Here is a 21,858-nt window from a genome sequence, read left to right as displayed (position 1 = left end):
GTACGGACGCCGGCAGGATTCGGCGTGGCGTCCGAGGGTGCCCACTGTGCGAGCGGACAAGACGCTAATCATGTGATGCGTCAGTTTTCAAAGTGAGAGGTGGGTTGTGAGACCCATCTCTCATTTGAGCAAATTGGGACAATCACCTCGAAGTGCTGCTGCTTTTCGTCCGATTCAGCGGTAAAGATCAAGAACTATCAGGAACCAACCTTTGCGATCCGGTCCGATCCGATCCAGTCCGATCCGGGTCTTTCAGGCGAGATCGAGCTGCTGGCCGGGGAGGATCAGGTCCGGGTCGTCCCCGACGGTGCCCTTGTTGGCGGCGTAGAGAGCGGCCCATCCGCCCTTGAGGCCATGGTCCTGGGCTATCGCCCACAGGTTGTCCCCGGGGCGCACCGTGTACGCCTCGTCCGCATGGCCGCCGTCGCGCGAGGCGTGGCGGCCGGCCGCCTCTCCCGCACGCCCGTCACGCTCGTGATCGCTGCCCCCGCGATGCCGCCCGGAGCCGTCGGATGAACCGCTGCCGTCCGACGCGCCGCCCTGGCGACTCGAACCGCCCGCCCCGCCGGAGGACGCCCCGGAATCGTCGGACGCAGAAGGACGCGGGGACTCCGAAGAGTCGGACGAAGGGGACGATTGGGCCGAGCTACCCGAATGGGACGGCTTGTCGGTCGCGTCCGAGCTGGCCGAGGGGTCGGGGTCCGCGGAGGCGGAGGCCGACGGCTCGGAGTCGGGGTCGGAGCTCGACGGCGACGAGCTGTCGCTCGGCGTGAGGCCCACGAGGATGGCGCAGTAGGGCCACGCACTCGGCCCCTTCTTGGCGAGCACCTTCTCGGCGACGGCGATCTGCTCGGAGCGACTGGCCAGGTCCGGACTCACCGCATAGTCCAGCCCGCCGTACGTCACCCACATCTCCTGCGTCAGCTGGAGGCCGCCGTAGTGGCTGTTGCTCTTGGCGGACCAGTCGCCTTCGCTCTCGCACTGGGCCAGTCGGTCCCAGGTCACCCCGTCTGCCGCGTGTGCGTTTGCCGCACCGAGCAGCGGGATGGCGATGGCTGAGCCGGTCACTCCCGCCGCGACGACAAGGGCGGGTGCCTGACGGGGGCGACGGTGTCGACCGTTCCCGGAGAGCATGCGATGGCCTTTCGCGAGGCGAACAGGGCTATGGAGCGGTCGCGTCGGCTGCGTGAAACCCCAGCACGATGGTGCAAACCTGACCGCTCCACCGGGCCCTTCGAGGAGCCCGTGTGACAGATGTGACGCCTGTGACAACAGCCGTCGGTCGAAGGTGAAAGTAGCGGTGTCGAACGCTTGTCACAAGTCGATGCAGTGGAGATCACATCAACATCACGTTACTGACGGTTCATCAGTGACCGTGTGACGTCCGGCAGTAACGAACGAACCTGCTCCTCATCCAGACACCTCCCACATGTTCGAACCTATTCGACTCCATTCGAACCTATCGGATTCAGCGGCAATACCGGTCTCGGCGTCCCGATCCGTTTCAAAGCCTCCATTGGCGCCGCGCCCACGGCTCTCCTGGCTCTTACGGTGGTCACAGTCCTGTCGGGTCCTGCCGTCCTCGCTGCTGCGGTCCCAGGGGCTCCTGCGGGGTGAACCGCACGGGAAGTGTCCGCAGGCCGCGCATGATGAGGCCGCCACGGCGGCGCAGTTCCTCGGGCGGCACGCCCAAGTGCAGGTCCGGCAGGCGGCGCAGGAGGGTGGCAAGCGCGGTCCTGCCCTCCAGGCGGGCGAGCGGTGCGCCCAGGCAGTAGTGGATCCCATGGCCGTACCCGAGGTGCTGGTTGTCCGCTCGGCCCAGGTCCAGCAGGTCCGGGGCGACGAACTGGCCGGGGTCGCGGTCGGCGGCGGCGAGCACGACCAGTACCGGGTCGCCCGCCGCGATGTGCTGCCCGCCGATGGTGAGCGGCTGGGTCGCGAACCGCCAGGTGGCCAGCTCCACGGGTCCGTCGTAGCGCAGCAACTCCTCGACTCCGGTGGCGAGCAGGTCAGGCTCGCCCGCGGCCAGTGACCGCTGGAGCCGGTCGCGCTGCTCGGGGTGGGTGAGCAGCGCCAGCATGCCGTTCCCGATCAGGTTCACGGTCGTTTCGAAACCGGCGAAGAGCAGGATGAACGCCATCGCCGCCGCCTCGTTCTCGGTCAGGTGCTCGCCGTGGTCGGAGGCGCGGATCAGGCCGGAGATGAGGTCGTCACCCGGGCTGGCCCGCTTGCGGTGGATGAGGTCGGCGAGATAGCTGCGCATCTTCTTCACGGCACGGGCCACCCCGCCTCTGGGTGCACCACCGTGGCGGATCATCATGCCCGCCCAGTCGCGGAAGTCGTCCTGGTCTTCGGCGGGGACGCCGAGCATGTCGCAGATGGCGTAGATGGGCAGCGGGAAGGCGAACTCACCGATCAGATCGGCCTCTCCACGCGCCGCGAAGCCGTCCACCAGCCGGTCCGTCAGCTGCTGCACCCGGGGCTCGAACGCGGCCACCCGGCGTGGCGTGAACGCCTTGGACACCAGGCGACGCAGCCGGGTGTGGTCCGGCGGGTCGATGTTGAGCAGGTGGGTCATCAGCTCGGCCTTGCGCTCGCCGGGGATGCCCGTCCTGCCCCGGGCGTGGCTCGGCTCGTCGTGATGCGCCGGGTTCTTGCTGAGCCGCGCGTCGGCAAGGGCCTGCCGTGCGTCGCCGTACCGCGTCACCAGCCAGGCCTCCACGCCACTGGGCAGCCGCGTGCGGTGCACGGGGGCGTGCTCGCGCAGCCAGGCGTAGGCCGGGTACGGATCGGCGGCGAACTCCTGGGTGAACAACTCGGGGCCGCCCTCAGAGCCCCGGGGATCGCTTTCGGGTCCGCAGGCGCGGGCCGGCGGACTGCCGGCGCTCTCGGACCCCGCGGACCCGGAGCCGCCTGCGGACACGGGGCAGCCGCCCTGAGCGGCCGGCGGGCGGCTCCGCGGGGTGTCGGCTGAAGGCTTCTCGGTCGTCACTCTTCGACGGTATCCGCCCGCTCCGACACTCCCCCGCGCCCTGTGGACAACTTCGGGCCCGGTCTGCCGGCTCCCCCTGGCCGTCCGCCCTACGCCCGCTGGCCGCGCTCGCCCTCCGCGGCCCGTATCGCGTCCCGATACGCCCGGGCCGCGGCCCGCAGTGCCGCCTCGGGGTCGATGCCGTGCCGCTCCGCCCGGACCGCCAGCGCGAGCAGCTCGTACCCGACGCCGCCGTGGCCGTCGCCGGCCCCGTTCGCGTGGCTCGGCCCTTCGCCGGACGGCAGTGGCACGTCGAGCCCCGCCGTGCGCGCCCGTGACGCCAGCTTCGCGGCCAGTGCGAGGCCGGGCTGCCCGAGCGGAACGCCCTCGGTGACCGATGTCCGCCTCTTCTCCTCGGCCTTGGTGCGCAGCCAGTGCTCCCTGACGTCCTCGGGGGTCTCGGCCGTGTCCTCGCCGAAGACGTGCGGATGGCGGTGGATCAGCTTGGCGACGATGCCGGCCGCGACGTCGTCGATCGAGAACGCCCCGCCGTGCCCCGCGGCACCGCCTTCCTCCGGATCGTCCCCCGAGGTGGCCGCGGCGTCCCCGGCGTCCCGCCTGTCCTCCCCGTCGTCCCTGTCGTCCCCGTCGTTCTCCTCAGGGCCCTCCTCCGCGATCCGGGCGTGGAAGACCACCTGGAGGAGCACGTCCCCGAGCTCCTCACGGAGTTCGTCACGGTCTCCGTCCTCGATGGCCTCCACCAGCTCGTACGCCTCCTCGATGGCGTACTTGGCCAGGCCCCGGTGGGTCTGCCGGGAGGACCAGGGGCATTCGGCACGGATGCGGTCCATCACCTGGACCAGATCGAGCAGCCGCGCGCCGGGCAGGTCGTAGGAGGCGGGCAGCAGCTCCAGATCGGGCATCCTGACCCGGCCGGAACCGGCGAGCCGGGCCAGTCCGTCGGTGAGCCGCGGCTCGCCCTCGCCGGTCGCGACGACGACCACCGTGGCCCCGTTCGCGCAGGTGTCCACCAGGTGCTCGGCGGTCGGCGCGGCATGCTCGACGGTGACGCCCGCTTCGCGCAGATACGGCAGCTGGGGGTGGTCGGGGTCGGCGCACAGCACCCGGTCGGCCGCGTGCAGCGCGCGCCAGGCGGGCCAGGAGAGCAGCCCGGGGGCCACCCGATGGCTGGTCGTGAGCAGGATGACACGGCCCGGGGTCGAGGCGTCACCGGTCGCACCGGAGGCGTCGGAGGGTCCGGGAACGCCGCCGGATGCGTCGGAAGGCCCGGGGACGGCGGACGAGGCACCAGAAGTGCCGGTCGCGGAAGGGTTCACCCCTCGAACGTAACCCAGACACGCGGACCGAAGCCCGCGGCCCGCCCCGGGCCGGTGGTGCTGGGGAGGGCCTGGGCGGGTCCTAGGCCTGCTGCTGGGACGGGGCGGGTGCGGTGACGTCGCGCAACCAGGGGGTCTTGGCGTCCACGCGGCTGTTCTTCTTCGCGTCCCAGGTGCCGTAGCGGGGGTTCATGTCGATGTTCATGTGCTCGGCCGTGGTCGAGATCTTCTTCCAGAACGCGTTCTGGCCGGCCTGCGTGTTCATGTCGACGCCGAGCTTCCCGGCCAGCTTCTGGGCCTCCAGCTCGGTGCGCAGGTTCTCCTCCAAGCGCTCGGGGGCGACCCCGTACTGCTGGAGCCAGCCTCGCTCCAGCGCCTTCGCGCCGCCCGCCTGCTGCTCCAGGCCGGTGCGCATCTGCTGGATCTCCTTGCGGCTCGCCGCAGCGTCGGCGTCGACCGCGGCCCGGTGCACGACCTGGTCGATCACCATCGTCTGGAGGGTGCTGCGGGTGAGGTTGCCGGTCTTGGCGACGACCTGCTCGTACTGCGTGTTGTCCGGCACCGCGTCCCGCAGGGCGTCGCGGATCTCCTGGACCCGGCCCTGGAGCTGCGAAACGGTGATCCGCTGCCCGTCGACGACGGCTGCCGTGCCGGCGTGCTCGTCGCTGCCGCAGCCGGTCAGGAGGGGTGCCGCGACGAGCAGCGCGGCGGACGAGACGAGGAGCGCGGTGCGACGGCGGCGGTGCAAAGGAGCCTCCCGAGGAGATTGTGCAACGGAGCACAAGCTTGCGGTGATCGATGGTATGCAGTCTCGGTGGGCAGCGGCCACCGATTCGGCCGACTATTCGACCAATGATGCGGAGACAGTCGGGGCGCACCACGCCGTACCACCCCAATTGGGCACCCCGTCGGCTCTCCACACCCCGGGGTCGTCGTGGTTGCGCCGCGGCTAGGCCATCACCTGGCCGAGCCATTGCAGGGTGCGCTGGATCTCCGCCGGGAAGGGGTGCGCGGGCCCGTGCTGCCGCTGGGCGTCGTGCAGCAGCTTGACCAGGGTGTCGCTGGCGGCTCCACGGTCGCCCAGGGCGAGTTGCAGGTGGCCGATGCGGCGCCGGATGTCGAGGGCGACGGACGGCTCGTAGCCCGAGCCGATACCGGGCGGGCGGTGCTGGGTGCCCTGGTCGCCCGCGTAGTACGGCAGCAGGGCGTGGTATTCGGACAGCGCGGCCGCGGCCTCCCCGAGTTGCTCCAGGCACTGCGCGGCCTCGTAGCGGAACCGCAGGGACTGCGCGTCTCCCACGCCGACCTCGGCGGCCCGCTCGTCGGCCAGCCTGCGCAACTCGGGCAGCGCACGCCGGTACTGGCCGTCGTCCATCAACGTGGCCGCGTACTGCTTGCGCAGGGTGCGCACGACCGGCGAGTGCTCGCCGTGCTGGGCGGCTGCCGCCGGCAGGATCGCGCCGAGGGTGTCGACGGCCTGGGTGATGCGGCCCTCGCCGAGCAGCCGTTTGATCTCTTCGACGGCCGCGACGACGTCCTGCCACGCGGTGCCCTGGGCGGGCGACCGGGTGGGCCGGGGCGGGGGCGCGACGGCCCGATCCGGCCAGGGGGCGTGCGGGCGCAGGAAGGGGCGGGTGGGGTCCAGCGGGCCGCCGGTGATGACTCCCGGGGATCCGCGGGTGGGCAACAGCGGGGCCAGTTCCTCGTAGACCTCGTGGGCGGAACGCGGCCGGTGCTGGGGGTCCTTGGCGAGCAGCCGCGTCACCAGGTTCTCCAGGGCCGGCGGGACCTCCGGGCGCAGCTGGCGCACCGGCAGCGGTGTTTCATTGAGGTGGCGGTAGAGCACGCCGAGGACGTTGGCGCCGGTGAACGGCACGCTGCCGCTGAGCAGCTCGTAGAGCAGCACGCCGAGGGCGTACAGGTCCGTGTACGGGCCGACGGCGCCGCCCATCGCCTGCTCGGGGGCCATGTAGGCGGGCGAGCCGATGGCCGAGCCGGTATGCGTCAGACGGGTCGTGTCGGTGTCCATGACCGCGGCGACACCGAGGTCGAGGACGGTGAGGGTGCCGTCCTGGCCGATCATCACATTGCGGGGCTTGAGGTCGCGGTGGACGATCGGCACGGCGTGCACGGCGCCCAGCACGGCGCACAGTTGCGCGGCGACCGCGACCGCCCAGGGCCAGGGGTACGGGCGCTGCTCGACGCCGTGCTGCGCGAGGTGCGCGGCGAGGTCGACACCGTCCACGTACTGCATCACCAGGTACAACTCGGCGCCGTCACTGCCCGCGTCGTGCACGGTGACGAGGCCGGGATGGTCGACCTGGGCGGTGACCCGGCACTCCCGCTCGAAGCGGCCGCGCAACTGGGCCATCTCGCGGCTCTCCCCGCCGCCCGGCCCGGTCGCCTTGTCCGGGTGGAGCAGCTTGACGGCGACGCGACGGTCCAGGCGCTGGTCGTAGCCCGTCCAGACCTGGCCCATGCCGCCCTCGCCGACGAGCGTGGACAGCTCGTAGCGCCCCGCGATGGTGCGTGCGGTCACCGGCCGCCCTCCGGGCCCCAGGTGTTGCCCGGCTCACCCGCGGCGGGCGGGCCGGCCTGCCCCGGGTGCTGCGCGTCGTCGCCCTGGCGGCGCAGGTAGTCGCTCAACTCGTCGAGTTCGGCGCGCACCTGGTCGATCCGGCCGTGGCCGGACTGGGGGGCGGGTGTCACCGGGGGCGGGTACGGGGTGCTGACGGGACCCGGGCCGTTGTTCACGGGCGGCGGGGTGTGCGGGCCGCCCTGCATGGGGCTGGTGGCGGCGTACGGGTTGGGAGGCTGGCCCAACGATGCGGGGTACGGCATGGTGTGCTGCCCCACGGACGGGCCGGAGTTCGGTACGGCCGTCCCCACGGGGCCCGGGACGGTGCCACCCGAGCCCTGCTGCGGATAGCCGTAGGCGGCGTGCGGCAGGTAGCCGGTCGCCGCTGCGCCGCCGGCCGGCAGCGGGCCGGGATGCGCCGGGTACTCGCGTGCGTCGTAGTGCCGGATGTCCGCGTACAGGTAGTACGCGGTGCTGCCTATCGCGGAGACCAGCAGCAGAGCCATGCCGAGGTAGCCGCGCCAGGTGCTGATCTCCTCGGTCGGGTCGGACATCAGGAAGACGGTGCCGGCGACCACCGTCACCAGCCCGGTCCAGAACACCGCCCAGTCGTGCTTCTTGCGGGTCACGACGGCGACCCGCAGCAGCGCGGCCCAGGCGAGGAATCCGATGCAGCCCATCGCCAGCGTCACGAAGACCACGCGCAGCAGGATCAGGCGGGCCGTCGGGGGGCGTCGCGGCTGCGGCGGCGCGTAACCAGGGCCGTACATGCATGCTCCTTGGGACCTGACGGTGCCGGGACCAACGTGCCCGGCGGTGCCTGAGGGTGCCCTGCCACGGCGCTCGGCGATGCCCTGCGCACGAAGCAGATTCCGCTTTGCCGGCCGGACTTGTGACCGTCGGTGCGGCCGCCCAGCGCGCGAAGCAGAGTCAGAGCGTATAGCGCAGATCCGGTGGAGGACTGCCGTGCCGGCCGTCCTCTTCCGACCGATCAAACCGGAATGTCACACTCCGGCCACGCCGCGGTGCGTTTCACCACCGAGCGCGGCCACTCGCCTACGTTCCGTGCCCGAACATGCCGCTCGCTCCCCCTCGTCGTTCAACATCGCCGGTACAGCCCGTTACGAGTCCAGGATCGTCGTCAGGAACTCACCCGTCCACGAGAGCAGTTCACGCCCGGCCAACGGCTTGCCGCCCACCCTGGCCGTCTTGGGCCGGGGCACCAGGATCTGGCGGGTGGCAGGCTTGTGCAGGGCGCCCGGGTAGATCCGCTTGAGGCGCAGCTCCTGGGACTCGCGCAGCTCGGCCACCGGGGAGAAGCGGATGCTGCTGCCCTGGAGGACGATCTCGCCGACTCCGCAGGACCGGGCCAGCATCCGCAGGCCGGCGACCAGGAGCAGGTTCTCCACCGGCTCGGGCAGCTTGCCGTAGCGGTCGGTCAGCTCCTCGCGCACCGCCTTGATGTCGTCCTCCTTGGTGATGGAGGCGATGGCCCGGTAGGCCTGGAGGCGCAGGCGCTCGCCGGGGGCGTAGTCGTGCGGGACGTGCGCGTCGACGGGCAGCTCGATCTTGACTTCCAGCGGCGCCTCCTCGGGCTCGCCGCCGCCCTCGACCGAGGCGCGGTAGTCCGCGACGGCCTCGCCGACCATCCGTACGTACAGGTCGAAGCCGACGCCCGCGATATGCCCGGACTGCTCCCCGCCGAGCAGGTTGCCCGCGCCGCGGATCTCCAGGTCCTTCATGGCCACGTACATGCCGGCGCCCATCTCGGTGTGCTGCGCGATGGTGGCGAGGCGTTCGTGCGCGGTCTCCGTGAGGGGCTTCTCCGGCGGATAGAGGAAGTACGCGTAGCCGCGCTCGCGACCCCGGCCGACCCGGCCGCGCAGCTGGTGCAGCTGGCTCAGGCCGAAGGTGTCGCCGCGCTCGACGATCAGGGTGTTGGCGTTGGAGATGTCGATGCCGGACTCCACGATCGTGGTGGACACCAGGACGTCGTAGCGCTTCTCCCAGAAGTCCACCACCACCTGCTCCAGCGCCTGCTCCGACATCTGGCCGTGCGCGGTGGCGATCCGTGCCTCGGGCACGATTTGGCGGAGCCGGGCGGCGGCACGGTCGATGGACTCGACGCGGTTGTGAATGTAGAAGACCTGGCCTTCGCGGAGCAGCTCCCGGCGGATGGCGGCGCCGATCTGCTTCTCCTCGTAGGGCCCCACGAAGGTGAGCACCGGGTGGCGCTCCTCCGGCGGGGTGGTGATCGTCGACATCTCGCGGATGCCCGTGACCGCCATCTCCAGGGTGCGCGGGATGGGGGTGGCGGACATGGTCAGGACGTCGACGTTGGCGCGGAGCTTCTTCAGCTGCTCCTTGTGCTCCACGCCGAAGCGCTGCTCCTCGTCGACGATGACCAGGCCCAGGTCCTTGAACCTGGTCTCGGACGAGAACAGCCGGTGGGTTCCGATGACGATGTCGACCGAGCCGTCCCGCAGGCCCTCGATGACCGCCTTGGCCTCGGTGTCGGTCTGGAAGCGGGACAGCGCCCGCACGCTCACCGGAAACTGCCCGTAACGCTCCGAGAACGTGCTGAAGTGCTGCTGCACCAGCAGGGTCGTCGGCACCAGCACGGCGACCTGCTTGCCGTCCTGGACGGCTTTGAAGGCGGCGCGCACCGCGATCTCCGTCTTGCCGTACCCCACGTCGCCGCAGATCAGGCGGTCCATCGGAACCGTCTTCTGCATGTCTTCCTTGACCTCGGCGATGGTCGTGAGCTGGTCGGGGGTCTCGGCGTAGGGGAATGCGTCCTCCAGCTCGCGCTGCCAGGGGGTGTCAGCGCCGAACGCGTAGCCGGGTGCCGCCATGCGGGCCGAGTAGAGCCTGATCAGGTCGGCGGCGATCTCCTTGACGGCCTTCTTCGCGCGGGCCTTCGTCTTCGTCCAGTCGGCGCCGCCGAGGCGGTGCAGGGTGGGAGCCTCACCGCCGACGTACTTGGTGATCTGCTCCAGCTGGTCGGTGGGGATGTAGAGCCGGTCGCCGGGCTGGCCGCGCTTGGCGGGCGCGTACTCGACGACCAGGTACTCGCGGGTGGCGCCCTGCACGGTGCGCTGGGCCATCTCGATGTAGCGGCCCACGCCGTGCTGCTCGTGGACGATGTAGTCGCCCGCTTCGAGGGTGAGCGGGTCGATGGTCTTGCGACGCCTGGCGGGCATCCGCGCGCCGTCCCGGCCGGCGGCCTTCTGGCCGGACAGATCGGTCTCGGTGAGCACGGCCAGGCGCAGCCTTGGGTCCACGAAGCCGTAGTCGATCGAGCCGCACGAGACGTGCACCACGGACGGGGTGAGCTCGGTCAGGTCGGTGTCCAGCCGGGCCGGGACGCCCTCGCCGCCGAGCACCTCCACGGTGCGCGCCGCTGTGCCGTGGCCTTCGGTGACGAAGACGGTGCGCCAGCCGTCGGCCAGCCACTGCTTGGTGTCGGCGAGCGCACGTGCGGTGTCGCCGCGATAGGTCTCGGGGGCGTGCATGCTGAGCTTGAGGGTGTCGGCGACGTCGTCCGCCAGGGCGTCGGCGAGCTCTTCGTCCGAGGCGAACGGCGAGATCGACCACCACATCATGCCCAGCTCGCGGGCGCGCTCGCGGATGTCGGCGATGGACCACAGGGAGGCCGCGCCGACGTCGATGGGCGCCTCCCCTCCCCCGGCGCTCGCCGCCCATGACGCCTGGAGGAACTCCTGGCTGGTGGCCACCAGATCGGCGGCTCGGGTGCGCACCCGCTCCGGGTCGCACACCATGGCCATGCTCCCTATGGGGAGCACATCGAGCAGCAGCTCCATGTCGTCGACGAGGGCCGGGGCGAGGGACTCCATGCCCTCCACGGCGATGCCCTCGGCGATCTTGCCGAGCAGCTCGCCCAGCTCGGGGTGGCACTCGGCCAGCTCGGCGGCCCGGGTGCGCACCTCGTCGGTGAGCAGCAGCTCACGACAGGGCGGCGCCCACAGCCCGTGCTCGGCCACTTCGAGGGAGCGCTGGTCGGCGACCTTGAAGTAGCGGATCTCCTCGATGTCGTCGCCCCAGAACTCGATCCGGAGCGGGTGCTCCTCCGTGGGCGGGAACACATCGAGGATGCCGCCGCGCACGGCGAACTCGCCGCGCTTCTCCACCAGCTCCACGCGGGCGTAGGCGGCGGCGGCCAGCGCGTCGACGGTCTCCTCCAGGTCGGCCTGCATGCCGGTGCGCAGAGCCACCGGCTCCAGGTCACCGAGGCCCTTGACCTGCGGCTGGAGCACCGAACGCACGGGTGCGACGATCACCGAGACGGGGCCGGCGCCGGGGTCGTCGGCGCTCGGATGGGACAGGCGGCGCAGCACGGCGAGGCGGCGGCCGACCGTGTCGGAGCGGGGGGAGAGCCGCTCGTGCGGCAGCGTCTCCCATGAGGGGTACTCCACGACGTCGTCCGGCGGCAGCAGGCTGCGCAGCGCCGCTGCCAGGTCCTCGGCCTCCCGGCCGGTCGCGGTGACCGCCAGTACGGGGCGCTTGGTCTCGCGGGCGAGCGCGGCCACTGCGAAGGGACGGGCGGCCGGGGGGCCCACCAGATCGATGTGCATGCGGTTGCCGTCGGTGGCCGCCGTGATCGCTTCCGCCAGGGCAGCATCCTCGGTGACGGCGTCGAGCAGGCCGTACAGGCTCATGAACAGGTATTCCGTCCGGGTGGGCAGCGAGGGGCCCGCCCGCATGCGTAGGCGGGTGGGCAAGGAATCTCCAGCCTACGTCGCCGACGACCCGCGGTGCGGACCCGGACCTGTGCCTGTGGACAACTCCGAGACAAGGGGACCGGCCGCCACCGGAACGAGTGAGCCGCAGGTGCCCGACGGCATGGACCCCCGTCGTGGGCAACAGAATGTACGCACGGGATTGCGCACAGCGATAGCCGGGCGGTATACAGACCACCGTACCGAGGGCCAGAGTCGAGGTCTGGGGGCACTTCGACGGGGGCAGCCTGGCTCCGCACATCTTCCGATCATCCTTCCGCGCGAACCGGCAGACGCATGGATCCGTGCCGTTCGACAGGCCACTTCCGGTGCAGCTTTTGGCATGGCCATGACTATCTTCGGGCTCGCGCGCGCTCCCTGGAGGACCCTCATGCAACTGCACCGATACCGGCGGCCCCGGATGTGGTTGGCCGCGACCGCCGCAGCCGTCGCCGGCCTGGTGGCCACCACCTTCACCGCACAGGCGGACACCAGCCCCTCGACGACCGCTTCGATCACCGACAACCCGGCGTGGGGCAAGGAGCCACCGCCGGCTGACGCACCGATCAGCCACGCCTACGACCTCATCGTCAACGGCACCGGGTACACACCGCGCGCCGGTGAGTGCTCCAAGGAGATCCACGCGCGGTACTGGACGTACGGACCCGACGGCAAGGTCTATCCGACCTGGCACCCGGCGAAGGACCCCAGCGGGTGCGCCTTCGGGCACGAGCACGGCGACGACCCGCGCACCTCCGAGCTGTTCTCCACGGCCGGCTGGCCGGCCTTCGGCTACACCAGCGAACGGCTGATGGAATCGTCACCGGAGTCCAGCCACCGCCACGAGGACCACGTCGGCCACAAGGTCCTCGCGGTCAACAACGTCAACGTGATCCAGGGGGACGACGGCACCAGCTTCTACCCCCCGAACGGCACCACCATCGCCACCTGCGACGTGCTGTTGAAGATCCATCAGGGCACGCACTCGCCGGACGCGTTCACCAACAACGTGCACGAGCTGATCGACAACTTCCGCTGCACCTACAACAGCACCGGGCAGACCGTCGAGGCCAGGTTCAGCGCACTGATCCCGTTCGGCACCCCGGGCGGCTTCCGGAGCACCGACTGTCCCGGACCCAACTTCGGGGAGCGGTTCACGAACGTCGGTCCCGCGGTCCCCGGGGACTCGCCCTCGGACACCCGGTCGCTCGGTCGGCTCATCACCTCAGCCGACTGCATCCAGGCGATCAGGGACGGCAAGACCCACTACGAGCCCACCACGGGCACATACGTCCCGTTCGACAGCTATGACCTGCACGAGTTCTGGTTCTCCGATGTGACCATCAGCAGCTCGCAGCTGAACCTCCACATCGCCCCGCTGTTCTACGTCCTCAACCCCAGCCGCTACTACGACCCGAACAGCGCGAACAAGCTCGCCCGCCAGGTCGACCTCTGCTACAACCCGGGCATCCCCGGCTACTACTGCGACCAGGTCCGCCAGCAGTCCGGCACCGTGACGTGGGACGACACGCGTTCACCGTTCAAGGGGACGCTGCGTGAGTTCCGGCCGGGCACGCTGACGCTGAAGAACAGCGGCCCGACCACCGTCTACACCGACGCTTACGGCCGCAATGTCTCGGCCACGCCGTTCGACGGGTCCATCGCGCAGTACTTCTCCGGCAACAGCCCGGTCGACGCGTACGTCCGGGGCGCCACCAGGGACTACGCGGCCAACCCGTCCGACAACATCCACGCACCGAACTGATCCCTTCGAGCGTAGGGAACCGGCCGCCCACAAGGAGAGGCACCCGCAACGCAAGGCCCGGCTACCGGATGCGTTCCCTCATCCGGTAGCCGGGCCTTCCTTTCCCCGTTCCCCGTGTCCCCGCCCGGTGGTCAGCGGAAGGGGTCCCCCGTGGGCCTACTCCGTCGCGATGGCGTTCAGCACGTTCATCCGGCCGGCGCGGAACGCCGGGACCAGCGCCGCGAAGAGACCGACGAACGCCGAGGCGATGAAGACCGTGATGATGGTCGGCCAGGGAATGTCCAGGGTGCGCAGGCCCTCCAGCGCCAGGAGCTTCTGAGCGGTGGCCCCCCAGCCCATGCCCAGACCGAGCCCCAGCAGGGCACCGAAGAGGGCGATGACGACGGACTCCAGGCGGATCATGCGGCGCAGCTGGCGGCGGGAGAGACCGATGGCGCGCATCAGGCCTATCTCACGGGTGCGCTCCACCACCGACAGGGCCAGGGTGTTCACCACCCCGAGCACCGCGACGATGATCGCCAGGGCCAGCAGACCGTAGACCAGGTTGAGCAGCTGGCCGATCTGGTCCTTCAGGTCCTTCTTGAAGTCGGTCTGGTCCTGCACCTTGTACTGCGGGTACGGGGCCAGCGCGTGCTTCAGGGCGGCGTAGGCCTGCTTCTCCTTGCCGTCCTCCGCCTGGGCGAACATGATCATGTCCTTGGGCAGCCGGTCGGCCGGGACGTACTTCTGGGCCGTCGTGATGTTCGTGTACATCGCGCCCTGGTCCAGGCTGGTGTCGTCGGACGTGATCGCCGCGACCTTCAGCCGGGCCGTCTCGCCCGCGGTGAAGTCGACGGTCATCACATCGCCGACCTTGATGTGGTGCTTCTTCGCGTACTCCGCTCCGACCGACATGGCGTTCTCGCCGTAGGCCGCGGTCAGGGTGCCCGCGGTGGTCTCACGGCGCAGGTCCTTGGCGTAGGTCGGGTCGGCGGCGACCAGGTCCTGCTTCTCCGAGGTGCCGTTCGGCGCGGTGACCTTGCTGGGGACGGCCAGGTAGTGGGTGACGTGGTCGAGGTCCGGCGTGGCCTCCATGGCCTTCGCGGCCTGCGGCACGATCTTCTGCCCGGTCGGGGACTGCACGATGAAGTCCGCGCCGACCGACTTGTCCAACTCCTCGGTGGCCGAGGCCACCATGGACGAGCCGACCACCGACAGGCAGGCGACCAGGGCGAGACCGATCATCAGGGCGGCACCGGTGGCGCCGGTCCGGCGCGGGTTACGCAGCGCGTTGCGCTCGGCCATCCGGCCCACGGGCCCGAACAGGCGGAGCACCACCGCGCTGATCACACGCACCACGACACCCGCGAGCAGCGGCCCGATGATGATGAACCCGATCAGGGTGAGCACCACGCCGAGACCGAGCCACAGCGAACCCTCGCTGGACTTCGTCGCGTCGGCCGAGGCGTACAGCGCGACCGCGCCCGCCGCCGTGAGCACCACGCCGAAGACGGCGCGCACCCGGCCCGCCCTGCCGTCCGCCTGCGTGCCCGCGTCGCGCAGGGCCGCCATCGGCGAGACCTTGCCTGCCCGGCGGGCCGGGAGGTAGGCGGCGAGCACGGTGACGACGATGCCGAGGAGCAGACCGGCGGCGGGCGTGGTCCACTTCACCGTGAGGTCACCGGTGGACAGCTTCATCCCCATGGTGGCCATCATCTTCATCAGCCCGACCGCGAGGCCGACACCACCGGCGACGCCGAGCGCCGAGCCGAAGACGCCCAACAGCACGGCCTCGACCAGCACGGACCTGTTGACCTGCTTGCGGGACGAGCCGATGGCGCGCATCAGGCCGATCTCGCGGGTCCGCTGCGCAACCAGCATCGAGAAGGTGTTGATGATCAGGAAGATGCCGACGAGGAAGGCGATCCCGGCGAAGCCGAGCATCGCGTACTTCATCACGTCGAGGAACGAGCCGACCTGCTCGCGGCTGCTGTCCGCGCTCTCCTTCTGCGTCTTGATGGAGTAGGGCCCGTCGAGCGCCGTGATCAGGCTCTTCTTGACCTGGGCGTCGGTGAAGCCCTGGTCGACGACGACGTTGATATGTGTGAAGCGGTCGGTGCTGCCGAGCAGCTGACGCTGCGCGGTGGGCAGGTCGAAGTAGACGATCGCGGCGCCCGGGTTGGTCACCTGGAAGGTGGCGATGCCGGAGATCTTCGCGGTGAAGTCACCGGTGGCCGTGATGGTGCGCAGCGTGTCACCGAGCTTGAGGTGGTGCTTGTCCGCGGTGTCGGCGTCCACCATCACCTGGGACGCGCCGTGCGGGGCGTGACCCGAAGTGACCTTCATGGACCGGTGGTCGTCACGGGTCCAGGTGGCGGCGATGGTGGGGGCGCCGGTGTCGGAGCCGATGCTCTTGTTGTGCGCGTCGGCGACGGTGACGGCCACGCTGGAGGCGGCGCCCTCGGCGTACTGCACGCCGTCCACCGAGCGGACCTTCGCCAGGGTGGCGGCCGACAGCGAGTCCGGGGTGCCGCTGTCCGTCTGCTCGTCCTCCTTGGCACCCTTGGGGCCGACCGTGACATCGGCCGAGGTCACGGCGAAGAGCTTGTCGAAGGTGGTGTTCATCGTGTCGGTGAACACGAGGGTGCCGCAGACGAAGGCCACGGACAGCAGGACGGCGATGGCGGAGAGCGCCATGCGTCCCTTGTGCGCGAAGAAATTGCGCATCGAGGTCTTGAGCACGGTCATGACCGGTGCCCCCCGCTCTCTGCACGGTGGGCGGTCGACTGCTCGCCGGAGAAACGCAGCATGCGCTCGAGGACCTGGTCCGCCGTCGGGTTGTACGTCTCGTCGACGATGCGGCCGTCGGCCAGGTACAGCACACGGTCCGCGTAGGCGGCGGCGACCGGGTCATGGGTGACCATCACGATGGTCTGGCCGAGCTCGTCCACGGAGCGGCGCAGGAAGCCGAGGATCTCGGCGCCGGCCCGGGAGTCCAGGTTTCCGGTGGGCTCGTCACCGAAGATGATCTCCGGGCGGGCCGCCAGCGCACGGGCCACGGCGACCCGCTGCTGCTGACCGCCGGAGAGCTGCGACGGGCGGTGCTTCAGCCGGCCGGCCAGCCCGACGGTCTCGACGACACGGTCCAGCCACTGCTGGTCGGGCTTGCGGCCGGCTATGTCCATCGGGAGCGTGATGTTCTCCAGCGCATTGAGCGTGGGCAGGAGATTGAACGCCTGGAAGATGAAGCCGATCCGGTCCCGGCGCAGCCGGGTGAGCTTCTTCTCCTTCAGCCCCGTGATCTCGGTCTCGTCCAGATAGATCTGGCCAGAGGTCACGGTGTCCAGGCCGGCCAGGCAGTGCATCAGCGTCGACTTGCCGGACCCGGACGGGCCCATGATCGCGGTGAACTGGCCCTTGGCGATGTCCACGTCGACGTTGTCGAGGGCCAGGACGCGGGTCTCGCCGGCGCCGTAGGCCTTGACGACCTGCCGGGCCCGGGCGGCTGCGGCCGTACGCCCTCCAGTGCCCCCGTGCCTGGGAATGGTTACAGCCGTAGTCACGGTAAGTCTCCTATGTCGGTCGGAGGACCGGACGGTCTTCGTCCGACCGGTCGGGTGCGATGGGGCATGACGTCGATGACGCCCTGCCTGGTGGTGGGGGCCACAACGGCCACGGTGCCGCGGCTGCCCCCCACAGAATCCGCTTGAGCCCTGCTGCGCTCGATGCCTTCAGTCTGCCGCCACGACGGGCCCGGCCGCGCTGAGGTACAGCGCAGTCTTTTGCTGGGGAAAACCCCACCCCCCAAACTGCGGTGCAGCGCAGGAGACGCGGCAATCGTGGTCCCGGCGCCGCCCCCGGCGGTACAACACCCGCCTCGGCTCCGGCCACCGACGATCGCCCCGTCGCCCCGATCCGTCGTGTAAAGACAGATTAAGTGGCGGCCGGCACCGACTCGTCCTCCAGCAGTACGAACGTGCCCCGGTCCGAAGTACGGAGGATCCCCTAGGGGCACTCCACCCGACGTATGACCCGGCCTCGGGGTCCTCTCCACCCCAGCGCTCACACAGCATCCACCCTCCCGCTACGGGAGGGGCAAACGCACAGCCTGCACCCCTCTCAGGGGCACCCCCAGGCTCTCAGGGAGGACCCTGAACCCACCCGGCGGGACGCTCAGGACGGCTCCTCCGGCGGGGTGTCACACACCGGCAGGGTCTTGAGGCCGCCCAGGAGGCGGCCCAGTTCGGACCGCATCGCCTCCCACTGCGCACGGTGCTCGTCGAGCTGCCGATCCGTCGCACGCCCGATCCGCTCCTTGCGCATCCGCGCTTCGGAGAGCAGCTCCGCCGCGTACGCCTCCGCGTCCTCCTGCGCGTGCCCGGCCGCCTCCTGCGCCTTCGCATAGGTCAGCTGCGCGTCCCGCAACCCTGCCTGGGCCGCGACCGCCAGCTCCGTGTAGTGCTCCTTCAGGTGCGCCGCGCGCTCGGCGATCTGACGTTCGGCAGCCGCCCACCGCTCGCCCTGCTCGCGCTCCTGCTCGGCGAGCAGACCCGTCACGCGCTCCCGCATCTCGCGCAGCAGGGCAAGGCTCGCCGCGCGCGTCTCCTGGGCGTCGTCGCCGGCGGCCGTGCGCAGCTCCTCGGCGCTCGCGCGGTCGGCCGACACCCGCTCCCCGGCCCGCTCGTCCGCCTCCGCACGCAGCGTCTCCGCATAGGCGCGCGCCGCCTCGCGCACCTCGCGCGCCTCGTGCTCCGCCGCCTCCGTGAGCTGTCGCGCCTCCTCCTGGGCGCCCGCCCGCACGACGAGCGCCTCCTCCTGGCTCAGCGCCAGCAACTGCCTCGCCCGCGCGCCCAGCGACTCGTACGTCTGCGGGGCCAGCCGCGCCACGGCCGCACGCAGCCGTTCCGCCTCCGCCTCCATCTCCCTGACGAGGACGGTCAGTCGGGCCGCCCGCTCCCATGCCCCGTCACGCTCCCGGGCCAGGGCCACAAGGCGCTGGTCCACCTGCTTGGGACGGTAGCCACGGCCTCGTACGACGGCGAAGCCGTGCGGCGATGCGGATCCCCTGCTCACCATGATTCCCCTTCTCCGGCCGGCACGAGCTGCACGCGGCACGCCGCGCTGCCCGATGCGCGCGGCGCAGTCGGACGCATCGCACGCGTACCACGCGATGTGGCGCACATCTTGATGGATCAAGCGGAAGTACTCATAACGCGACACTCCGCCCATTCACCCAAGAAAGAATGCACCCCTTGATGCCGAAAGTCCGAATCTGGAGGCGCCTACGTGCAGACCGCGCCCTCGACACCGGCCCGGAACGGCACCAATTGGACGTCGCAGCGCGCCGGAAGGACACCAAAGGAAACGTCCCGTATGCGCGTGGTAGCACGCGCATACGGGACGTCGTCCACGTTTGCGTAAGGGGTGCCCCCTCCGCCGGAGGGGAGCAACCGGCCTTAGACCGGCCCTATAAGCGGCCGGTCAGAGCAACCCCTATAAGCGACCGGTCAGAGCAACCCGTCCCACATCTGTTCAAGGAGGACGGACCACCAGCTCTCCGGGGACCCCAGTGCGGCCGGGTCGAGGGAGGCCAGCTGGGACTGGAAGTCGACGGTCCAGCGGCCCGCCTGCTCCTGGTTGAGCCCCACTCGCAGCTGCCACATACGACCCAGCAGGGCCAGGCAGCGGACGAACTCGGGGATCCCCGTGTTCACGAACTGCGGCGGCACGGGTGCACCACCCGGACCGGCCTCCACCGGCACGGCGACGATGTGCGCGGTGCCGTACTGGACACAGATCGCACGCCCGAAGTCGCTGCCGACGACGAGATAGGAACCCGCGTCGGGGGCGGCCGGCACGCCACGCTCCTGGGCCATCTCCAGCAGGGTCGGCACCGGACGGCCCGGCTGGGCCTGCGCCCAGAAGAACGGCCTGATCTCGACGGGCAGCCCCGCCCACATCAGGGTCGTCGCCACCGCTTCCGGGACGCCCTGCCGGGACACCGCCCGCTGGTCGAAACGGAAGACACCGGGACCGAAGGCGGCAGCCATCTCCTGGGCGATGCCCTCCGGAGGCAGCGGCGGCGCCGGCGGCACGGGCGGCAGCGGGGCGCGCATCGGCGCAAGCCGTGCCGGGCCGTCCGCCACCTGATGCAGCTCCCCCTGGTGCGCGAGGAGCTGCTGCATGCCCTGCTGCCGGGACGCGTGGTCCCTGCCGTACGGAGCGATGGACGTGATGCGGGCCTGGGGCCAGTTCTCCCGGATCATGCGGGCGCAGTACGCACCCGGCAGCTCGCACGACTCCAGCTCCGTGTGCAGTTCGAGCACCTGCTGCGGAGGCACGTTCATCGCCTGGAGCTCATGCAGGATCTGCCACTCCGGATGCGGGGTGCCGGGCGCCGAGCGGCGGATGATCTGCTGCTCGGAGCCGTCGGCCGCACGGTAACGCAGCACCGCCTGGTAGCCGGGCCCCACGGTCGGCTGGCCCGTGGGCTGCGGCGGATAGCCGTACGTGGCGGGCGGCGGAGGGGCGCCGGGCATCCCCTGACCGGGCGGGGGCGGGGGCGTACCGGGGCCACCCTGCATCCCCGGGGGCGGCGGCGTGGACCCGGGCGGCGGAGGCGTCGCACCGGGCGGCGGAGGCATACCGGGGCCGCCGACGGCGGGACCGGCCAGCATCGTCGCGGCCTGGTGCACGTTGTTGCCGGGCGTACCGCGCGGCGGGGTGCCCGGAGCGCCGGGCGCACCCGGCGGAGGCGGCGGCGTCGCACCGGGCGGCGGGGGCGGCGTGCCCGGCGCACCGGGACCAGGCGGCTTCGGGATGCTCAGGCCGCCCTGGCTCGGGTCCGCCAGCATCGTTGCCGCGTGGTGCACGTTGCCCGACGGCGTGCCGGGCGGAGGCGGCGTGGAACCAGGCGGGGGCGGGGTCGAGCCGGGCGGCGGAGGCGGCGTACCGGGGACCGCCCCGATCCCGTCAGGACCGCCGAGTGACTGCACCAGCTGCGTCGGCACGTAGCCGCCCGCAGGGCCGCCACCGGGCGCGCCCGGTCCAGGCGGAGCGGGCGGTGCACCGGCTCCCGGGGCACCCGGGGCGGGCGGCGCACCGGCACCAGGCGTGCCCGGGGCACCCGGTGGAGGCGGCGTCCCGGCGCCGTGCCGACGGGGCGGCGGCGTGGCCTTGCTGGTGGCGGCGTCGGCGATGTCACTGGCCGACACGGCGCCTTGGGGCGCGGAGGGTTGCGAGCCGCCCTGCGACGCGTCGTGCGGGGGCGCACCCTGAGGTACACCCGGGCCGTAGGGCCCCTGAGGAGCTCCATCGGGTGCGCCCGGCGCGCCCGTACCGCCCGGCGCGCCCACTCCCGGAGCCCCCGGAGCCCCGTGCGCTCCCGGAGCCTGTGGATAGCCGTACGGCGGCGGCATCCCGGGGCCGCCCAACGCGTCGAGTGCGGGCGCCACGGCCGTCTGCGGCAACTGGCTGCCGCCCGACATCAGGGCCGTCTTGGCTTCAGGACTGGTCACCGGAGGCGGCGTCGGCTCGTCGTCCAGACCGGCCAGCGGCGGTGCGAAAACGGTGGCGGGCAGCGGTACCGAGCGGTCCTCACCGGCGTCCGCGTTGGTGTCCGTACCGGCCCAGGGCGTCGCCCCGGCCGCGTCACCTGAGTGCGCCGGCGCGCCCCCTTCAGCACCCGCAGCCGGGCCCTGCCCAGCGGCGGGGACCGCCGGACCACCAGCGGCTCCCGCATCCGGCACCCGACCGGCACCGGCACCGGCAGGCCCATCGGCCTGAACGGGCCCAACGGGCCCCGGCGCACCGGCCGAATCGGAAAGTGAAGCGCCCGACCCCGGACCCGCCTCCGGCCAGGCCACCGGACCCGCGTCGGAGCCCACCGGGGAGCCGGCACCAGAATGCGAGCCCGTGTCCGAGCGAGCGCTCGAAGCCGCACCCGAGTCCACACCCGAGCCCGTGTCCGAACGGGTGCCCGAAGCCGCACCCGAAGCCGCACCCGAGTCCGCATCCGGGCGAGCGCCCGAACCCGTATCGGAATCCGCTTCCGATACGGCCGCCGCGCCCGTGCCCGCCGCCGCGGCATCCGCGCGCCGGTCCGGAACGCCCATCCGGTCCGCCGCCTCCTGGAGCCACTCCGGGGGGCTCAGCAGGAACGACGTCTGGTTGAGGTCGACATTCTCCGGGGTCGGAGCCGTGGCGGCGGGCGCCGGCTCGTCCGGGGCGCCGTACTCCTCCTCGTACCGGCGGATCACCTCACCCACCGGAAGGCCGGGCCACAGCGTCACCTCGCCGCTGTCCCGTGCGATGACGAGCCGCTGCGCACCGCCCTCCGAACGAGGGCCGTCCGCCCGGTCCTCCGCCCACCCGACGAAGCCCAGCTCGAACTCCCGCAACCGCACCTCACGGTGCTGGTACGCGGGCACGCCACCGTTGATCCATTCCTCGGCGCGGTCCTGCGCCTGCGCGAACGTCACCATTCGAGC

Annotated in this window: 12 protein-coding genes; 1 reads left to right on the top strand and 11 read right to left on the bottom strand. The window is 71.3% G+C overall.

What is annotated here, in order from left to right; all coding sequences use genetic code 11:
- Positions 1 to 252 precede the first annotated feature (252 nt).
- The 7 genes from NQO67_RS14365 to mfd all read right to left on the bottom strand — a co-directional run bounded on the left by NQO67_RS14365 (position 253) and on the right by mfd (position 11,565).
- A complete protein-coding gene (locus tag NQO67_RS14365) occupies positions 253 to 1,068 on the bottom strand; it encodes a transglycosylase family protein (RefSeq protein WP_308295662.1) in 816 nt (271 codons plus the stop codon).
- 487 nt (positions 1,069 to 1,555) lie between these two features.
- Positions 1,556 to 2,815 (bottom strand): cytochrome P450 family protein, encoded by a 1,260-nt coding sequence (locus tag NQO67_RS14360; RefSeq protein WP_255950407.1) that lies wholly within the window; start codon positions 2,813 to 2,815, stop codon positions 1,556 to 1,558.
- A 266-nt stretch (positions 2,816 to 3,081) separates the two neighbouring features.
- A complete protein-coding gene (locus tag NQO67_RS14355; protein WP_255950406.1) occupies positions 3,082 to 4,176 on the bottom strand; it encodes a nucleoside triphosphate pyrophosphohydrolase in 1,095 nt (364 codons plus the stop codon).
- A 214-nt stretch (positions 4,177 to 4,390) separates the two neighbouring features.
- Positions 4,391 to 5,056 carry a SurA N-terminal domain-containing protein gene (locus NQO67_RS14350; RefSeq protein WP_255950298.1) on the bottom strand — a complete coding sequence of 222 codons (666 nt, stop codon included), beginning with the start codon at positions 5,054 to 5,056 and terminating at the stop codon, positions 4,391 to 4,393.
- A gap of 201 nt (positions 5,057 to 5,257) precedes the next feature.
- Positions 5,258 to 6,847 carry a serine/threonine-protein kinase gene (locus NQO67_RS14345; RefSeq protein ID WP_308295661.1) on the bottom strand — a complete coding sequence of 530 codons (1,590 nt, stop codon included), beginning with the start codon at positions 6,845 to 6,847 and terminating at the stop codon, positions 5,258 to 5,260.
- Positions 6,844 to 7,656: a hypothetical protein gene (locus tag NQO67_RS14340; RefSeq protein ID WP_255950297.1), complete on the bottom strand. Its 813-nt coding sequence runs from the start codon at positions 7,654 to 7,656 to the stop codon at positions 6,844 to 6,846. Before NQO67_RS14340 ends, NQO67_RS14345 begins: the two co-directional genes overlap by 4 nt.
- A gap of 351 nt (positions 7,657 to 8,007) precedes the next feature.
- Positions 8,008 to 11,565: a transcription-repair coupling factor gene (gene mfd / locus NQO67_RS14335; RefSeq protein ID WP_255950404.1), complete on the bottom strand. Its 3,558-nt coding sequence runs from the start codon at positions 11,563 to 11,565 to the stop codon at positions 8,008 to 8,010.
- A 451-nt stretch (positions 11,566 to 12,016) separates the two neighbouring features.
- Here mfd and NQO67_RS14330 point away from each other — a divergent pair, with 451 nt between their 5' ends.
- Complete coding sequence (locus NQO67_RS14330; RefSeq protein ID WP_255950296.1) at positions 12,017 to 13,390, top strand: hypothetical protein; 1,374 nt, start codon at positions 12,017 to 12,019, stop codon at positions 13,388 to 13,390.
- A gap of 156 nt (positions 13,391 to 13,546) precedes the next feature.
- On the opposite strand, the gene NQO67_RS14325 is transcribed toward NQO67_RS14330, so the two are convergent.
- From NQO67_RS14325 to NQO67_RS14310, 4 genes are all read right to left on the bottom strand, one after another.
- Positions 13,547 to 16,117 carry an ABC transporter permease gene (locus NQO67_RS14325; RefSeq protein ID WP_255950295.1) on the bottom strand — a complete coding sequence of 857 codons (2,571 nt, stop codon included), beginning with the start codon at positions 16,115 to 16,117 and terminating at the stop codon, positions 13,547 to 13,549.
- A complete protein-coding gene (locus tag NQO67_RS14320; protein WP_255950294.1) occupies positions 16,114 to 16,932 on the bottom strand; it encodes an ABC transporter ATP-binding protein in 819 nt (272 codons plus the stop codon). Before NQO67_RS14320 ends, NQO67_RS14325 begins: the two co-directional genes overlap by 4 nt.
- 610 nt (positions 16,933 to 17,542) lie before the next feature.
- A complete protein-coding gene (locus NQO67_RS14315; protein ID WP_305125779.1) occupies positions 17,543 to 18,445 on the bottom strand; it encodes a coiled-coil domain-containing protein in 903 nt (300 codons plus the stop codon).
- A gap of 431 nt (positions 18,446 to 18,876) precedes the next feature.
- A complete protein-coding gene (locus NQO67_RS14310; RefSeq protein ID WP_255950293.1) occupies positions 18,877 to 21,852 on the bottom strand; it encodes an SUKH-4 family immunity protein in 2,976 nt (991 codons plus the stop codon).
- Between the last annotated feature and the right edge of the window lie 6 nt (positions 21,853 to 21,858).

Origin of the sequence: Streptomyces odontomachi (assembly GCF_024435355.1) — a bacterium.
GTDB lineage: Bacteria > Actinomycetota > Actinomycetes > Streptomycetales > Streptomycetaceae > Streptomyces > Streptomyces odontomachi.
The sequence above is the reverse complement of the archived record's forward strand: the minus strand, read 5'-3'. Positions and strand labels throughout refer to the sequence as shown.

Coding starts and splice junctions, on each gene's coding strand:
- NQO67_RS14310 (WP_255950293.1), bottom strand. CDS start 21,852: ATGGTGACGTTCGCGCAGGCGCAGGACCGCGCCGAGGAATGGATCAAC.
- NQO67_RS14315 (WP_305125779.1), bottom strand. CDS start 18,445: ATGGTGAGCAGGGGATCCGCATCGCCGCACGGCTTCGCCGTCGTACGA.
- NQO67_RS14325 (WP_255950295.1), bottom strand. CDS start 16,117: ATGACCGTGCTCAAGACCTCGATGCGCAATTTCTTCGCGCACAAGGGA.
- NQO67_RS14330 (WP_255950296.1), top strand. CDS start 12,017: ATGCAACTGCACCGATACCGGCGGCCCCGGATGTGGTTGGCCGCGACC.
- mfd (WP_255950404.1), bottom strand. CDS start 11,565: ATGAGCCTGTACGGCCTGCTCGACGCCGTCACCGAGGATGCTGCCCTG.
- NQO67_RS14340 (WP_255950297.1), bottom strand. CDS start 7,656: ATGTACGGCCCTGGTTACGCGCCGCCGCAGCCGCGACGCCCCCCGACG.